The organism is Pontibacter sp. HJ8 (assembly GCF_054824225.1).
The window spans coordinates 1-16,061 of the sequence record NZ_JSYF01000058.1; the positions used below are offsets into that span (position 1 = coordinate 1).

General features: G+C 50.5%; 11 protein-coding genes and 2 tRNA genes. 6 read left to right on the forward strand and 7 right to left on the reverse strand.

Translation table 11 applies throughout. The features are described 5' to 3' along the window. From OB13_RS03340 to cysK, 4 genes are all read left to right on the forward strand, one after another. Positions 1–690, forward strand: a 690-nt coding sequence (locus OB13_RS03340) for a hypothetical protein (RefSeq protein ID WP_461488732.1), incomplete at its 5' end; no start/stop codon positions are given. A 428-nt stretch (positions 691–1,118) separates the two neighbouring features. Further along, entirely contained in the window at positions 1,119–2,228 is a 1,110-nt protein-coding gene (locus OB13_RS03345; RefSeq protein ID WP_461488733.1) for a hypothetical protein, read from the forward strand. Positions 2,229–2,508: 280 nt separating this feature from the next. After that, on the forward strand, positions 2,509–3,351 hold the full coding sequence (locus tag OB13_RS03350; RefSeq protein WP_461488734.1) for a serine O-acetyltransferase: 843 nt from the start codon (positions 2,509–2,511) through the stop codon (positions 3,349–3,351). A gap of 14 nt (positions 3,352–3,365) precedes the next feature. Beyond that, entirely contained in the window at positions 3,366–4,283 is a 918-nt protein-coding gene (cysK, locus tag OB13_RS03355; RefSeq protein WP_461488735.1) for a cysteine synthase A, read from the forward strand. Positions 4,284–4,351: 68 nt separating this feature from the next. On the opposite strand, the gene OB13_RS03360 is transcribed toward cysK, so the two are convergent. Together OB13_RS03360 and OB13_RS03365 are read right to left on the reverse strand one after the other, a co-directional pair. Further along, complete coding sequence (locus OB13_RS03360; RefSeq protein WP_461488736.1) at positions 4,352–4,786, reverse strand: DUF2267 domain-containing protein; 435 nt, start codon at positions 4,784–4,786, stop codon at positions 4,352–4,354. 229 nt (positions 4,787–5,015) lie between these two features. Then, positions 5,016–5,591 carry a DUF4468 domain-containing protein gene (locus OB13_RS03365; RefSeq protein ID WP_461488737.1) on the reverse strand — a complete coding sequence of 192 codons (576 nt, stop codon included), beginning with the start codon at positions 5,589–5,591 and terminating at the stop codon, positions 5,016–5,018. 329 nt (positions 5,592–5,920) lie between these two features. Between OB13_RS03365 and OB13_RS03370 the strand changes: the two genes are divergently transcribed. Next, positions 5,921–5,994 (forward strand) — tRNA-Val (locus tag OB13_RS03370). Between the two features lie 212 nt (positions 5,995–6,206). Here the strand turns inward: OB13_RS03370 and OB13_RS03375 are convergent. The 5 genes from OB13_RS03375 to OB13_RS03395 all read right to left on the reverse strand — a co-directional run bounded on the left by OB13_RS03375 (position 6,207) and on the right by OB13_RS03395 (position 14,595). After that, on the reverse strand, positions 6,207–6,632 hold the full coding sequence (locus tag OB13_RS03375; protein WP_461488738.1) for a hypothetical protein: 426 nt from the start codon (positions 6,630–6,632) through the stop codon (positions 6,207–6,209). Positions 6,633–7,018: 386 nt separating this feature from the next. Next, a tRNA-Ala gene (locus tag OB13_RS03380) sits at positions 7,019–7,092 on the reverse strand. A gap of 117 nt (positions 7,093–7,209) precedes the next feature. After that, positions 7,210–10,494, reverse strand: coding sequence for a TonB-dependent receptor (locus OB13_RS03385; protein WP_461488739.1), 3,285 nt, complete (start codon positions 10,492–10,494; stop codon positions 7,210–7,212). Positions 10,495–10,712: 218 nt separating this feature from the next. Then, the gene (locus OB13_RS03390) at positions 10,713–13,829 is read right to left on the reverse strand and encodes a TonB-dependent receptor (RefSeq protein ID WP_461488740.1); all 3,117 of its coding nucleotides are present in this window, start codon (positions 13,827–13,829) and stop codon (positions 10,713–10,715) included. Between the two features lie 124 nt (positions 13,830–13,953). After that, entirely contained in the window at positions 13,954–14,595 is a 642-nt protein-coding gene (locus OB13_RS03395) for a C40 family peptidase (protein WP_461488741.1), read from the reverse strand. Between the two features lie 73 nt (positions 14,596–14,668). Here OB13_RS03395 and OB13_RS03400 point away from each other — a divergent pair. Then, on the forward strand, positions 14,669–16,061 hold a 1,393-nt coding region (locus OB13_RS03400), incomplete at its 3' end, for an FAD-binding oxidoreductase (protein WP_461488742.1).

The window sequence follows — 16,061 nt, forward strand, 5'->3', positions numbered from 1 at the left end:
TATAAAAAGATGTTTATCGGTAATTTTATTGCGCTGACAGTACTGGGTGTTGTATCAATGGGAACGGAGAAGGATGTGCAGCTGATAGAGCCGCTGCCTTATTCACAGATGAGGGTTTATGGTACCGACCCGACCAGCTGTGAGATCATTGAATTTGAAGAAGATTCTTATAACACCAACAATATCATTACCGAAGTATACAGCCAGGGTACACCTGTTACCGTTTCTGCGCAGCAGCTTCAGCCCAATGGGGAGTACAAAAGCGAAAACGTAGCCAAGCTGTTTGATACCAGCAGCCCAACCGGCAAGCTGCAGGATTTCAGAACGCCTAACAAAGAGGCCATGCGTCCAATGGGCAGAGTGCTGCTGGTCAGCAAGGGTGATACCCCTGAAGCAGACAAGTACAGGAACGGTGGCCGTATCGAGATGGACTTTTCGGCCATGGGCAGCATTACGCTGAAAGGTATACACGTACTGGACATCGAGGAAGATGAAGCAGGCTCTACTGTAGAACTCTATGACCAGTCGGGTAAGCTCCTCAAGACAATGCCATTGCCGGTTACAGGAGCGAATGGCGCCACCCGCCTCCGGATCGATACGCCGGGTGTCAACAAGCTGGTGGTTTCCTTTACCGGCAAAAACAATTCAGGTAACGGCGCTATCGATGTGATCGAGTTTTGCCGTAATTAGGATTTGTTCCCTATTTCAAATTGAATAAATATATTGCCTTTTTGCAGAGGTAGATTTTTAAGTATAGGATTATTTTGTAAGTCAGCCCTTGTGCTTCAGTTTACTGAAATGCAAGGGCTGACTTGTTTTTAAGCGGTTTTGGTGCTGACTGCCGGGTTAGGTTGGACTAAGTGCGGCAGTATTCAAAAAATAAATTTTCATTTTTTGAATACTTTTTTTCTTGATTATAGTATAAAAGCCCAAGCAGGCAATGCAGCTGTAGTACTGGTAAAATAGTACTATTGGGTGCTTCCTTCCTGCGATTCTAGTAGCGCCGTCCCGGCTGCCGCTAGGTATGTTTACCATTTTTACATCTTTAAAACGTCCTGTATCTGGCTTGATCTGCCAGTAGCCGGATCCTTATTGTCCAAATTCTAAGATAAAACAACATGAAAAAAACTTTATTAAGAGCTCTCACCTTAAGCTTAAGTGCTGCGATCCTGTTTGGATGCGAGAAAGAAGAAGATGTGCTGCTGAATGAAAGCATGGCACTTCAGGCGACCACAGGTACCTGTGACAAGATCTCCTTCGAAAACTATGCGCCCGGTTTCTTAACGCAGGTGCAAAGCACCGGCGGACACATGATTGGTGTCAAATCCATTATGCGGGCGAAGGACGGTACGATCGTGACGGATCGCAACTATGCCATGCTGCAGCATACCGGTACCACGACCGAGCATGACATGAAATCTACTACGCTGGGCAATGTGCTGATCATCAATAAGTACAAAGAGTCTGATGCGGTAGCACCGGGAGAGGAATTCATAACCACTAACCCCTGGGGAGGAACGATCGAAGTGGATTTTGCTGCAGCCGCACCCGTGAATATTAAATCCCTGGACGTGATCGACATCGATTCGTATGAGAGCCCTTCCAAAATAGAGCTGTTAGGTCAGGATGGAAAGCCTGTGCATAGCATGGCTATACCTGTGACAGGCGAAGGCGGCATCGGAAAAGTTACGTTCAACGGAAGCAATGGCATCGGTGGTGTATGGAAGGTCCGGGTATACCTGGATGGTATGCTGGACAATAATCCGGCTGGCTCCGGAGGCATCGATAACATCGAGTTCTGCCGGGAAACTGAAACCCCTTCCACGCCGGGCGTAAGCTGCACACGCACGCAAGGGTACTGGAAAACGCACGCAGAAAAGGGCAGCAAGAAGTATGACAGCACCTGGGACGCCTACATCAACAAGACGTTCTACCTATCAGGTATGAACTATCTGCAGGTGCTGCAGGAAGCTCCGAAAGGAAACGCCTATTATATACTGGCCCATCAGTTCATTGCTGCTGAGCTGAACAAGGCAGCCGGTGCAGCCCTGTCGGCAGCGGATGATGAGAAGGTATGGAACGCTTTCACGCAGGCATCCGAGTTCTTCTCTAAGTATAGCCCGCAAGACGTGAAGGGTAACAAAGACCTGCATGCAAAGGCAACTGCTATGGCCGCTGTACTGGCTGACTACAACGAAGGCAAAATTGGCCCGGGGCATTGTGATTAGATATAGCGAGTAGCTGGGAATGAAAAGGGCTTTCTTGAAAAGAAAGCCCTTTTTTATGCAGGTATAGCCTGGAATCGGAGTGGTCAGTCTGGCTACTGCTTTCCCCTCGTGGTTAGCGGTGTAGGCATCCGGGCCAGCCAGGGAAGAAGGCGCAGGATATAATTTCAGGTGTTTTTGTACGTTGAAATATTTTAGAACGTATAGCAAAAATAGAGGGAGGCGCCTGATCTCCCTCTTTTGTTTTAAAACTTAAACTAAGATCAGTTGTTCCTGTAACACGATGAAAGGAGTAAATCAGGATTTTGTGGCGCATTTGACAAAGGTGCACCAGCAGTTGCAGCATGTGGTACCCCATTCGATGAGTTGTGCTTTTCTGGATGGGCTGCTGCAGCTGCTTTTTCCTTCTTTATCGGAGCGTTCCTTTGCATCGCGATCCGAGGTAGAAGCCTATCTGATGTTGCTGCGGGCCGATCTGGAGCACATTCTGGTCCGCATACAGGAGCGACTCCCGGATAAACCCGAAGTGATTGCCGCTGCTTTTTTTGATGCCTTGCCGCGCTTGCAGAAAGAGATGAATGCCGATGCCGCCGCTATCGAAGCAGGCGATCCGGCTGCTGTCAACGTCGACGAAGTGATCCGTACCTACCCTGGATTTTTTGCAGTGGCTGTGTACCGGCTGGCGCATCAGTTTTACAAACTCGACGTGCCGCTGCTGCCCCGGGTGCTGTCTGCTTATGCCCATGGCAAAACAGGTATAGACATTCATCCGGGCGCTCGTATCGGGGCCCGCTTTTGCATTGATCATGGTACAGGCGTGGTCATCGGCCAGACAACGATTATCGGCGATGACGTGAAGGTATACCAGGGGGTAACCCTGGGAGCCCTGAGTGTAGACAAGGTCATGGCCAACATCAAACGCCATCCGACCATTGAAGACCAGGTCGTGATTTATGCAGGGGCTACCATACTGGGCGGCAACACGGTAGTAGGCAGGCACAGCATCATCGGCGGTAACGTCTGGCTGACAGAAAGCGTGCCGCCTTATGCCCGGGTTTACCACTGGCCGCAGATCAAGGTCAGCTATTACAACGACCCGGCCGATGTACTGAATTTTTCAATCTAAAGCTATACATACGAATGAAAGCCAATAACATTCTCGAAACAATAGGTAACACGCCGCTCGTACGCATCAACAAACTATTTCAAAAGAAAGTAGAGGTATGGATGAAGCTGGAGCGGGCTAACCCCGGCGGGAGTATAAAGGACCGGATCGCACTGTCTATGATCGAAGATGCTGAGAACAAAGGCATCCTGAAAAAAGAAAGTGTGATCGTAGAGCCAACCTCGGGCAACACGGGCGTAGGCCTGGCGATGGTGGCTGCTGTCAAGGGTTATCGCCTGATCTTGGTTATGCCGGAGTCGATGTCGATCGAGCGCCGCCGCCTGATGGCAGCTTATGGTGCCAAGCTGGAACTGACACCGCGAGAGAAGGGAATGAAAGGCGCCATAGAGCGCGCCCGCGAATTGCTGGAAGAGCACGAACATGCCTGGATGCCCATGCAGTTCGATAATGAAGCCAACACAAGAATCCACATGGAAGCCACAGCCCAGGAAATCCTGAATGATTTTCCGGAAGGGTTTGATTACCTCATCACAGGTGTAGGAACGGGCGGGCATATTACAGGCGTATCCAAAGTGCTCAAGCAGCGTTTTCCGAACCTGAAGGTATACGCAGTTGAACCAACCGGTTCGCCGGTGCTGAGCGGCGGGCAACCCGGACCGCACCCGATACAGGGAGTAGGCGCAGGATTTATTCCGAGCATCATGGATACCACTGTGCTGGATGGCGTGGTGCAGGTCAGCCCGGACGACGCGTTTGATTTTGCCAGGAGGGCAGCAATGGAGGAAGGGATCTTTGTCGGTGTTTCGTCCGGGGCTTCGCTGGCAGCCGTGCAGCAGAAACTGGATGAGGAGATAGAAGAAGGAGCCCGGGTGCTGACATTCTGCTACGATACAGGCGAGCGTTATTTGTCTGTAGAGGGACTATTTGTATAATAAATAAAGATACTGGTATATTCTCTTGCTGCCTGCTATACCTGTCGGGCAGCAAGAGAATATTTTTTTTATGCTTCCAGTAACTCCTGTATCTCCTCGTCCAGAGATTCTTTTACTTTTTGCAGCTGCCCGTCCGTTATCTGGTTTTGAAGGGCCTGAAAGACACCTTTGAAGGCAGCCGCTATTTCTTCGTCCTGCTGAAAATCGTTGTTGGCAGCAAATGCATTCTTGTTCCGGATGTAATTCAGCCACTCCTGGGCATCCCGGATTCTGACGGGCACCTTCTCCGGATCATACTGGTCAAAGTAAATGCCTTTCCAGAAGATAGGCAGCTGAGCCGCAAACTGCACTGCATCAATGACCGGCAACCTGTCCCGTATGGATTGCAGCACAGCCCTGAAAATGCGGCCGGCCTTGTTCATGTCATCGGTGTTGAGCTCTTGTGCCACTGACTGCAACAGCACAATCGCATCCTTCTTGTTGTCCTCAAAGTTAAATGCCATATGTCCTCCTTTTTTAGTGATCACGTCTTATAAGGTACGGCTAGAGGTGGGGCATGTTCCCGGAATCTATACCTATGGGCAGAGAAACCTGAGCGAGCTGGTGACCGGAAAATGGGCTGGAAAGGGTGCGGTTAAGGTATGGCAGTATTGCCAAATCAGTGGCTATTGTGCCGAAAGAAAAAGCCCCCATCCGGTATAGATCACCGGATGGGGGCTTGCCCGGAAAATTTTACTCGGGGCTGAGGCCGGCTATGTGGCGCTCTGTAAGGGCACTTTTAGTAAGCGAAGTAACCAGGTTGGAAGCAGCTTTACCCAGTTGACTTTCCAGGGAATAAGCCTTTGCCGGGCTTTTCTTAGCGGACCTGGCAGTCAGCTTCAGAAGGTCCTCCACTGCTACCGGCTTTGTCTGTTCCTCGCACGCAATCTGTTTTGCCGGAATGCAGTAGCGCTGCAAACTGAGCTCTTTCAACACGTAGCGGAACTTAGCGTCGTGCAGTTCCACCAGGATCGTGTACCAAAGGCGTTGCTTCTCTGTTGTGATGCCGTCATTGATGATGACATCCATAAAAGCTTTGCCCACCATATTGCCGGCCGCTCCATCGGTAAGTTGTATTTGTTCTTTAGAAGAAGTGCCTGTGCCATAAAACGTTTTTATCCGGTTGTATAGCTCCGTTTGAGGTATGCCTTTGACATCTACCACGTCAGTGAAGGTGATCTGGCCCGTTTTTTTATCTAAAACAGGTGTAAGCTGAGCGAAGGAAGTGAAAGGTAAAATTATAAATGCTAAGAGTAAAAAGTGTTTCATAAGGTATAGCTATATAGGGTTATAGATGGCTATACGTATGTATATTTTTTAATAAGTGGACAAAAAGAATACAATTTATAGCTTAGCGAATATGTTTCATATATTCGACCCCTGTGGATAAATTATCTTACTTTCTGGCTCTAAGGAAGTTGCGCGAGTCAGTGTGGGGGCTTTTACGAATATATGTTTTATAAAAACTAAAGTGATAGTAGAAGGAGAAAAGACCGTTCCGCTAGAGGTAGCATTTTTCGTCGATTGGGCATAGTAACTAATGACAGAATTAGTATCTTTGTTCTCTGGATAATGGCGGAATCAGACGCATTAACTATAAGATAGTAGCTCAGTTGGTTAGAGCGTTACCTTGACATGGTAAAGGTCGCCGGTTCGAATCCGGCCTGTCTTACACCCCAAACAAAACCCGTCCTAGCTGATGGGTTTTTTTATTTGACCAAAAGCTGGTCGTTTATCCTGCTGTGCCGGGATGTCTACCTACCCAAAAGCGTATTCACAGAGAGGCACGTATGGAGAACAACCTTGTGATCTCCTAGGGAGACTGTAAATTTTAAGCACTTTCCGGAGAGTTGTATGTATGCCTGTAGTGATTTTCTGAAGCAGTCAGGACAGAAGCCATTCCAGTGCGGCTTCCTTACTGGTGAACATTTCTAGTTGGGTTGTAATACCCAGTGCTGTTAGCTTCCCCACCATTTCATACAGCCGTGCTACATCCATCATCAGCATGCCTTCCTGAGTAGTAAGGCGGGCAAACTTAACCAGCTGACTTTTCTTTAAAACTGGAGCCATTTCGCTTATCAGCCAGTTCTGGTCTGCAAATTCCAGGTAATGTATGGCCTTTGCATCGCTCAGCCAATACTTGCTTTTGCTTGCCAACACAATGTCGGCGAGCTTAAGAAACCCTTCCCGCAAGGCCTGGCTGTCCGGATGTTGTAACCACTCTACATAGATAAGTCCGTGAGCGCTATCTATTTCTACTTTGACGTAGTCATTTTGAAAGACTGCCTGCAAGTGAAGTTTAATTTCCATTACTTGGGCTTGTATGGGTAAATTAGATTATATCGGTAGAAGTCAGAAGAACAAATGCCGTTCCAAGCTCCTTTCAGGCTTTCTCAATTTGCCGATTGGCTGTAAGAGGCACTATAGGCATGTCTTTTTTCCTTCTAGTATATCTTACTCTGGCTTATGAGATATAATTGCAAGCTATAATAATATTTAAATATATCAAGGAAAAGTACTGGAATTTATGCCACTAGTGCCGCTAGTGCTATAGGTATAAATCTTTTCTTGCAGGAGGATGTTCAGTCTGGGACAGCAAAGGAGCAGACGCCGAGGCATAAGGAAATCTATGCAGGCAAATTGTACGCACAAAAAAGGCCTTTATGAATATTACTTCATAAAGGCCTGATCATTAGTGGAGAATATCGGAGTCGAACCGATGACCTCTTGCATGCCATGCAAGCGCTCTAGCCAGCTGAGCTAATCCCCCGTTTGACTGGCACAAAATTAGAACAAATTTCCAATATCCAAAAACAGAAGACGGAGTTTTTGAAAATAAAAAAGGCGGGACATTTGTCCCGCCTTTTCAAGGTATAGTAAGTTGCTCTTAGTTAAAGATATAACGAAGACCAACCTGCATGCTCCAGGTGTTGGTTGTGTTAAAACGGTCACGGAAAGCTGACGTTGGCAATACTGTGCTACCAGCGTTGTCTTTCACAGTGATCATGTTGAAAGTTGGTACACCTTCTGCTGACACGCTGTTAACTCTCAGCAGCGCGTAGTTGAAAGAAGAACCACTGTTCAGCTCTTTGTAAACGCCCCAGTCAGAGCTGATCAGGTTACCGATGTTCTTCACGTCAAAGCTAAACTGTAGTGTGTTGCGGTTCTCACCAATGTTAGTGAAAATGTCCTGCAGTAATCTGGCGTCGAATCTGTTCAACCATGGCAGCAAACCGTTGTTACGCTCAACATAACCACCTCTGCTGTCGCTCAGGTATTTGTCGCTGCTAATGAACTTGTCGAATGCTTCACGCTGCTGCTGAGCAGAGAAAATCACTTCCTTGGTCTTGCTGTCTGTGATGTCAACAAAGTTTACTTCAGCTGAAGAGCTTGGGATGTAAAGCAGGTCATTGCTCACACCGTCCTGGTTGATGTCGCCGTTGTAGGTATAAGCGAAACGACCTGGGTTAGTACCTTCATAGAATAAAGAGAATGTAGTTGCCAGGTGGTTCGCATACTCCAGACGGTAAGACAGGTTCGCAACCACACGGTGAGGAACTGCAAACTGAGAAAGGCCCATCAGCAGTTCGTTCGGATCGTTGATAGAGTAGTTGTTAGACCACGCAGAACCAGCGTTAGAACCTGGGTTACCAGTAATGTCTTTAGCAGAAGTATAGGTATAGAATACGGAGCCAAACAGACCATTTCTGGAAGGAAGTGACAGACCAGCTGTAGCTGAGAAAGACTGACCTTTGGTTGTATTTGTCAGTACAATCGCGTCGCCTGTTGCAGGGTTATAAACTGCATTGTTTTTGCCACCCCAGAAGTCACGGTCGTCGCCTGAGTTGTTCAGCTGCTTGGTAGCTGCCTTTCTGTTGGCGTTGAACTGATAAACACCCTGTAAGTCTTTGGTGTAAAGAAGGTCAGTAGTGGCCACCAGTGGCGTACCAGGGATCGTGTAATCAGCACCTAAGCTGCTTCTCCATACCTGTGGCATTTTGAAGTTTTTGTCAACCAGGGCAAAGCTACCCGGAGCACCGGCTTTAGGGGATTTGATGAAGATATCAGAAGGTCCGTTGTTTACCCAGTGCATTGGGTCAGGATTGAATCGGATACCATCCAGTGCTTTTGACGGAACAGGCTCCAATGTATTTTGAAGTACACCGGCGTTAGTTGGCATATTCGTTAACCATACAAATGGAATACGGCCAGAGAAGATACCGGTACCACCACGCAGTTGCAGCGAACCATCACCCATTACATCATAGTTAAAGCCGACTCTTGGAGACAACAATACTTTTGATTTAGGCCAGGTTCCGCTAGAGTATTTTACTTCGTTTCCGTCCGGATCAAGCAGCACCAGGTTATCAATTGCCTGGTTGGCCGTAAGGTCGTTCAGGTAAAGTGGAAGTTCAGCACGGATACCGGCAGTAACATCCAGTTGGCTGTTCACAGCGATTCTGTCCTGCAGGTAAAGACCTGCTGTGGCGAAGTTCACGCGGGCATATGGGTCCTGACCCTCATAAGGGTAAGTTACCGCATAAGAAGTTGGTTTCGCGTTGTTAATGAAATCATCAACAGAAGCATAACGGTAGTAAGAGGTTGCAAAACGCTGGTAGCTGTTACCGAACTTCAGTAACTCGAAGCTAGCGCCACCAGTTAATGTATGCTTGCCTGCTAGGTAAGTGAGGTTGTTGATGAAGGAGTAGTTGTTGTTGATTACGTCGTTACCCTTTGTGAAAGGCTCAGTACCAAAGCTCATGTACTGGTCGCCACCTTCCCAGATGTCAACAAGCGGGAAATCTTCGCCTGGAGCAGTACGGGTGTCCTGAATACGGCTGTAGGTAGCCAGGAACTGGTTTGAAAGTCTGGACGTGAACGAGCTGTTCAATTCAGCTGTCAGGGAACGTACTGAGTTCTCAAATCCGTAGTTCGATTTCTCGAAAGCCAGTGAGTTAGAGCTCACACGGTTTGAAGAAGAACGCGGGTTAGGACCTGAGTTGCCGTTGATCACCTGGTCGCTGGTACCAACTACCTGGTTGTAGCGGATGGTGAACTTGTGCATGTCGCTGATGTTCCAGTCTAAACGAACCAGGAACTTGTTGCTCTCGTTGGCGAACTCATTGGCGTAATTTTCATACGCGCCTGGGTTATAGCTGTAGTTGTTGATCAGGTGTTCACGCACTCTTTCCAAATCAGATGCTGTAGTTCTGGAAACGTTCGGGCCGGTCAGACCTGGACGTGAAGCCAGCCAGGTAATGCCAGGGAAGGTTTCTTTCTCGTGCTCGTAGTTGGCGAAGAAGAACAATTTGTTCTTGATGATCGGCCCACCCAGACGTGCACCGTAGGTAAGGCTTTTGTTGTCTGACTGCGCAGGAAGCTCATTGCCGCTAACTTTAGTACCGATCATATCCTGGTTACGGTAGAAAGTATAAGCAGAACCAGAGAATTTGTTTGTACCGCTACGGGTTACTGCGTTTACGCCAGCACCTGTAAAACCTGACTGACGAACATCATAAGGAGCGATGTTTACCTGAACTTCTTCAATTGCGTCCAGGGAGATGGGCTGCGAGTTGCCGCCAGGAAGAGCGCTTGAGCTCAGACCGAAAGCGTTGTTGAAGTTCGCACCGTCAATCTGAACGTTGTTGAAACGTCCGTCACGACCAGCAAAGCCATTGCCGTTTGCCTGTGGTGTCAGACGGGTGAAGTCTGTCAAACTTCTGGAGATAGTTGGCAATGCTTCGAGCTGCTGTGTGCCTACGTTTGTAGCGGCACCAGTTTTAGAAGCATTGAATACCGAAGAGCGATCGGCGCTTACTACTACTTCCTGTAGCTCGCTTCCAGCCTCTGAAAGAGTAGCGTTCAGGTTGTAAGGGCGGCCGAGTTGTAAAGTGATTCCATCGATGGCCTTAGGCTGGAAACCGATGTAGCTCACTTCAACTACGTAAGGACCCCCAACACGCATGTTCGCAATGTTGAACTGTCCCTCAGTGTTGGTGGTGGAACCGTACACGGTTCCTGAAGGCTGGTGAGTTGCTCTGACGGTCGCGCCAATAAGAGCTTCACCTTTTGAATCCTTTACGGATCCACTAACGCTACTCGTTGTTACCTGCGCATGCAAACCTGCCATACACAGCAACATGAGAAGTGTTGAGAGTAATAAGTTTTTCATAAAAAGATTGATTGATTTTTTGTCCGCAAAATTAGAGGCAAATCCTCGAAATGCAACTACTTAGAGGTTAATTTATTATTAATAATTTATCATGTGTTATTCGCGCTCTGCCATCAAAAAAATGTAGTATATTTAAGCGCCTCCAGTGTTCGAACACGGAGCAAAAAGAAAGGCGGGACATGCATGTCCCGCCTTTCTTTTTTGAGCTATCGGTGCTTTTAATTAAAGAGGTAGCGTACCCCGAGCTGTCCCTGCCACCTGGAGTCAAAAGGTGCAATGTTGTAGGCCCTGTTGTTGGGGTTAAAGGTAAAGGTCGGCTGGCCTGTAGCGGCATCCCTGCCGGCATAACGTACTATTTCATTGGCATTGTTGGTTACGAAATACTGACGGCCCCAGTCCCTGTTCAGCAGGTTGCCCACATTGAACACATCAAACGTAATCTGGAGCGTGTGGCGGGTCTCTCCTGCGGTGATATAGAAGTCCTGGAAAAGGCGCAGGTCCCATTGGTGCGTCCATGGCATGCGGGCGCCGTTGCGCTCGGCATACTCGCCGCGGCGCTCATCCAAGTAGTCGTCGTCGCTGATGAAGGCGTCCAGTGCCGCCCACTGTTCATCCGGTGAATAGAGGGTGCCACTCACCGTGAGGGGCACAAGCAGGATTTCATCCCTGTTACGGGGCACGTACAACAAATCATTGCCAAAGTTGCCGTCGCCATTGAGGTCCTGCGCATAGAGGTATGTAAAAGGAGCGCCTGATTGTCCCTGGTAGAAGAGGGAAATGCCCGTTGCAAAATTGTTGGCATAGCGGAAGGTATAGCCCCCTGAACCGATGATCCGGTGACGGATGTCGAAGCGGGAGTAGCTCAGCTCGGGGTTGTTCGGGTCGTTGACGATCTGGTTGAACTCGTAATTGGAGAGGGCGGTAGAGCTGGTTCCGCTATTCACGTCCTTGGACTTGCCGTAGGTATAGGCTATGGTAGTATTTAACCCATTCACGAAATCTTTGCGGAGCTGACCGGTGATGCTGTAGCGGGAGCCTTCGTCGGTGTTATCCAGCAGAATTACGTTGGTGTAGGACGGGTTCCTACGACGCTGCGCCGGGAAGAAGTTTCGATTGTCCGGGCCGGGCAGCTGCCCTTCGGGTGCCACCAGGTTGAGGTCCCGGTAGACCACATCGTTCAGGGTCTTGGAGTAGATGCCTTCCACGGTCGCGATTATTTCCCCGGGCAAGGTATAGTCCAGGGCCAGGTTGCTTCGCCATACCTGGGGCAGCTTGAAGTCGTCGCCGATCACGTTCACTTCTACCGTCTGCACCGGCGTGCCTGCGTTTCGTTGATTATTGGGGTCGGCCACAAAGGTGGGTGGGGTGCGCTGGTCAACTGTGCCCAGTACCGTACCGGTGTTCACAAACTGGTTGGATAACCACACGAATGGCACACGCCCGGTAAATATACCTGTACCGCCTCGTATCTGGAACGAGCGGTCTTCGGTAGGGGTATAGTTAAAGCCCAGCCGCGGCGCCCACATCAGCTGTCCTCCCGGGGTCCTGTCTGTCCGCAACCCGGAGTTGATTTCGGCAAAGTCAGACTCCAGTTGGGTGTTGCGGGCCGGCTGGTCCGGGAAGGCGGGCACATCGAGCCGCAGCCCCAGCGTAACCCGCAGCTGCTCCGAGAAATTATACTCGTCCTGTGCATAGAAGCCTAGCTGGGCGGCGTTGAACTCTGCTGCCGGCCGCGGGTCTTCTGTCAGCGAATACGAGGCCCGGACGCGGTTCGGGCGGTTGTTGTAGAAGTCTTCGAGGGAGTTGAAGTCCCAGCGGCCGTTCAGGTTGTTGATGAACAGGTTCCTGAATTTGAAGAACTCGTTGTGGGTACCGAAGGTCAGGTTGTGGGACCCGATGGTATAGGTGAGGTTGTCTGTGAACTCAAAGATATCCTGGTCCAGCTCGTTGGCGGTGGAAGAGCGCTGAGAGCCGAACTCCAGCGTGCCCACCGGGTCAGCGATGGTGACCTGAGGGAAAAGGGCGCCAGGCGTGTCGCGGCTCTCCCGGATGCGGGAGTAGCCCAGGATGAGCTTGTTGGCTATATCATTGCTTATCCGGCTGTTTAGTTCCGCCACAGTGCTGTGGGTGAGGCTGTTGAATACATAGGCATTGTTGCCGAGCCGCACGAAGTTGCGGTTTCTGGTGAAATCGTCCTGCACGGCGTCCACGATGTTGTGGCGCAGGGTAAGCTGGTGATCGTTGGTGATGTTCCAGTCCAGGCGTGCAAAGTATTTGTCGCTCTGCGTCTCCCTGTCAAAGTTTCCGAAGGTACCCACGTCATAGCCGTAGGTGCTGCGCACGAAGTCTGCGAGTTGCTGGGCAGCGGAGAGGGGGATCTGCGATTCGGCCGAGCCCGGCGCAAAGCGTACCGGCTCCGTGATGCGAGTGGCATCGTAGTTGAAGAAGAAGAACAGCTTGTCCTGGATGATGGGCCCGCCAAGACGTGCGCCATACTGGTAGTTGCTGAACTCATCGGCCCGCACGCGGGGACCTTCTACGGCTTTTCCGATGGTTTTCTCGGTCCGGCCGAAGCCATACACCGAGCCTGAAAATTCGTTGGTGCCACTGCGGGTTACGGCATTGATGCCACCGCCGGTAAAGTTGCCCTGCGTAACATCATAGGGCGCCACGACCACCTGTATTTCCTGGATGGCGTCCAGCGAGATGGGCTGCGTGCCCGCCTGGCCGCCTGGTGTGCCGCTACCCGAGAGGCCAAACACGTCGTTGTTCACGGCCCCGTCGATGGTGATGTTGTTGTAGCGGTTGTTGGAGCCTGCGATGGAATTGCCGGAGGCCTGGGGAGTGAGGCGGGTGAAGTCCTGCAGGCTGCGGCTGAGTGTGGGCAGCCGCTCGAGTTGCTCCCGCGACACGTTGGTAGCGGCCCCTGTGCGCTCCTGGTTGAAAATATCGCTCCGTTGTCCTATGATCTGTACCTCGCCCAATTGTTGTGTGCTTTCCAATATGACCAGGTCCACGCGGGCGGTCTGTCCCAGGCTGAGGGTGATGTTCTCCATGACCTGTTCCTGGAAACCCACATAAGAAGTCCGGACGGTATAGGGACCACCGACACGCATATTCAGAATATTGAAGCGGCCTTCTGCATCGGTGCCTGCTACATATTGCGTGTTGGTGGGGGTATGCACGGCTATTACGGTGGCGCCGGGAAGTGCTGTGCCACTCTGATCTCTTACTGTACCACTCATGGCAGCAGTCGTAGCTCCCTGCGCCCAGGCAAGCTGGCCCGAAAGCAGCAACAGCAAGAAAAGAAATAGCTTTTTGTAGATAGTCCTCATAATACTTATAAGTTAGGTTGAAAAAATCCGATTTCTTATAAGTACGTAGTTGTTAGGTATTTATGTGTTGTTTGGGTGTGAAATTTGATTTGCGAATGGCCCCTAAGGTATAGGCAAGGCCAGCTTACTCTGAAAATGGCCTGACCGCCTTGATGAAAATCTTCTGATAATGCTCTGCAAAAAAGTTGTTTTCGATGACTCCCAGGCTGGTGGAAGCGTGTATGAATTTCACATCATTGTCGCTGATCACCTCTGTCACCATACCCACGTGGGTAATTTCGCGGCTGTTTCTATTGGCACCAAAAAATACCAGATCACCTTCTTTGAGATCTTTTACTCTTACATCTTTGCCGTAGCGGCTCTGTTCTTCGGAAGTCCGGGGCAATTTGACGTCTATGCTCTCAAAAGAGGTGCACAACAGGCCCGAACAATCCATACCTACGCGGGTAGTGCCGCCCCATCGGTAAGGAGTTCCGGTAAAGGAGCGGGCCGTTTCGATCACAGTGGCCACGTCTTCGTCTACCCGTCGCGGGTTATAGACCTTGGTGCGGCTAGTGCGGTCTTTGGAAGCAAGGGGCTTGCCTTTTGTGCGACGCCGCTCAGCCATACGGCCTGATTTGCGTGCCAGCCGCTTTTCTTCTGCTATTTCTCTGGCAGACTTGTATGTTTCACCACGCTTGCTGAAGGTCGGCTGAGAGGACTGACACGAAACCATCAGCAGAATAAGAAAGATAAATAAGAAGGAAGTAGTAAAAAAAGTTCTCAAAGCGTTACTTTAGCACAAGGTGAAACAAATCAGTAGAGTTTGCTAAATTAAGGATAACCCTCCCTTTTTGAAAATGAAATTTAATACAATTACTTCCGAGCTGACCGAAGCTCTGGCTGCTATCGTCGGCAAGGAGCACATGCTGCTACCCACTGCCGATGGCATGCAGGCCTATACGCACGACGAAACAGAAGACCTGCGTTACCTACCTGAAGTGGTACTCATACCTGCTAACGCTGAAGAAATCAGTCGTATTATGCAGCTATGCCATGAAAATTATATTCCGGTGACACCCCGCGGGGCAGGCACCGGCCTGAGCGGCGGCGCCCTGGCAGTGCATGGCGGGGTGGTGCTCTCGACAGAGCGGCTGAACAGGATCATCAGTATAGACGAACAGAACCTGCAGGCAACCGTAGAGCCCGGGGTGATTACCCAGGTGTTTCAGGAGGCCGTGATTGCGCGCGGCCTGCACTATCCGCCCGATCCCTCGAGCCGCGGCAGCTGCTTTCTGGGCGGCAACCTGAGCGAGTCATCCGGGGGACCCAGGGCGGTGAAGTATGGCGTTACCAAAGACTATGTACTCAATATGCAGGTCGTATTGCCCACCGGTGAAATCACCTGGACCGGGGCCAATGTGCTGAAGAATGCCACCGGCTATAACCTGACGCAGCTGCTCGTAGGCAGCGAAGGTACCCTGGGGATAATTACGCAGATCGTGTTCCGGCTGATACCCTACCCGCCCCAGAACCTGGTGATGCTGGTGCCTTTCCGGAAAGAAGAGGAAGCCTGTGCGGCCGTTTCCAAAATCTTTATCGCAGGTATAGTGCCCTCGGCACTGGAGTTCATGGAGCGCGAAGCCATTGAGTGGGCCAGCCGCTACCTGGGACTGGGTATGACCATGGCCGAGGACGAGCGGGCCCACCTGCTCATCGAGCTGGACGGCAATGACCTGGACCTGCTCTACAAAGACGCGGAGCGGGTATACGAGGTGCTGGAAACCTTTGATGTAGGTGAAATTCTGGTAGCTGATACCGAAAAGCAGAAGGAAGACCTGTGGCGTATGCGCCGGAGTGTGGGCCATGCCGTGAAAAGCAACTCCATCTACAAAGAAGAAGATACAGTCGTACCCCGTGCCGAACTGCCTGTGCTGTTGCGGGGCGTAAAAGAGATAGGGGAACGCTACAATTTCAAATCGGTCTGCTACGGGCATGCCGGCGACGGCAACCTGCACATCAACATCGTGAAGGGCGATATGTCGGATGAGGACTGGAACAACAAGCTCCCGGAAGGTATAAAGGAAATCTTCCGGCTTTGCGTGTCACTTGGCGGCACGATCTCGGGCGAGCACGGCATCGGGCTGGTGCAGCGGCCTTACATCGGTATAGCCCTGAATGAGGTGCAGCTATACCTGATGCGGGGCATCAAGCAGCTCTTCGATCCGCACGGGATTCTGAATCCGGGTAAGA

Excerpts from the sequence above, each read along its gene's own strand:
- OB13_RS03345 (WP_461488733.1), top strand. The coding sequence starts at position 1,119 with ATGAAAAAAACTTTATTAAGAGCTCTCACCTTAAGCTTAAGTGCTGCG.
- OB13_RS03350 (WP_461488734.1), top strand. The coding sequence starts at position 2,509 with ATGAAAGGAGTAAATCAGGATTTTGTGGCGCATTTGACAAAGGTGCAC.
- cysK (WP_461488735.1), top strand. The coding sequence starts at position 3,366 with ATGAAAGCCAATAACATTCTCGAAACAATAGGTAACACGCCGCTCGTA.
- OB13_RS03360 (WP_461488736.1), bottom strand. The coding sequence starts at position 4,786 with ATGGCATTTAACTTTGAGGACAACAAGAAGGATGCGATTGTGCTGTTG.
- OB13_RS03365 (WP_461488737.1), bottom strand. The coding sequence starts at position 5,591 with ATGAAACACTTTTTACTCTTAGCATTTATAATTTTACCTTTCACTTCC.
- OB13_RS03375 (WP_461488738.1), bottom strand. The coding sequence starts at position 6,632 with ATGGAAATTAAACTTCACTTGCAGGCAGTCTTTCAAAATGACTACGTC.
- OB13_RS03385 (WP_461488739.1), bottom strand. The coding sequence starts at position 10,494 with ATGAAAAACTTATTACTCTCAACACTTCTCATGTTGCTGTGTATGGCA.
- OB13_RS03390 (WP_461488740.1), bottom strand. The coding sequence starts at position 13,829 with ATGAGGACTATCTACAAAAAGCTATTTCTTTTCTTGCTGTTGCTGCTT.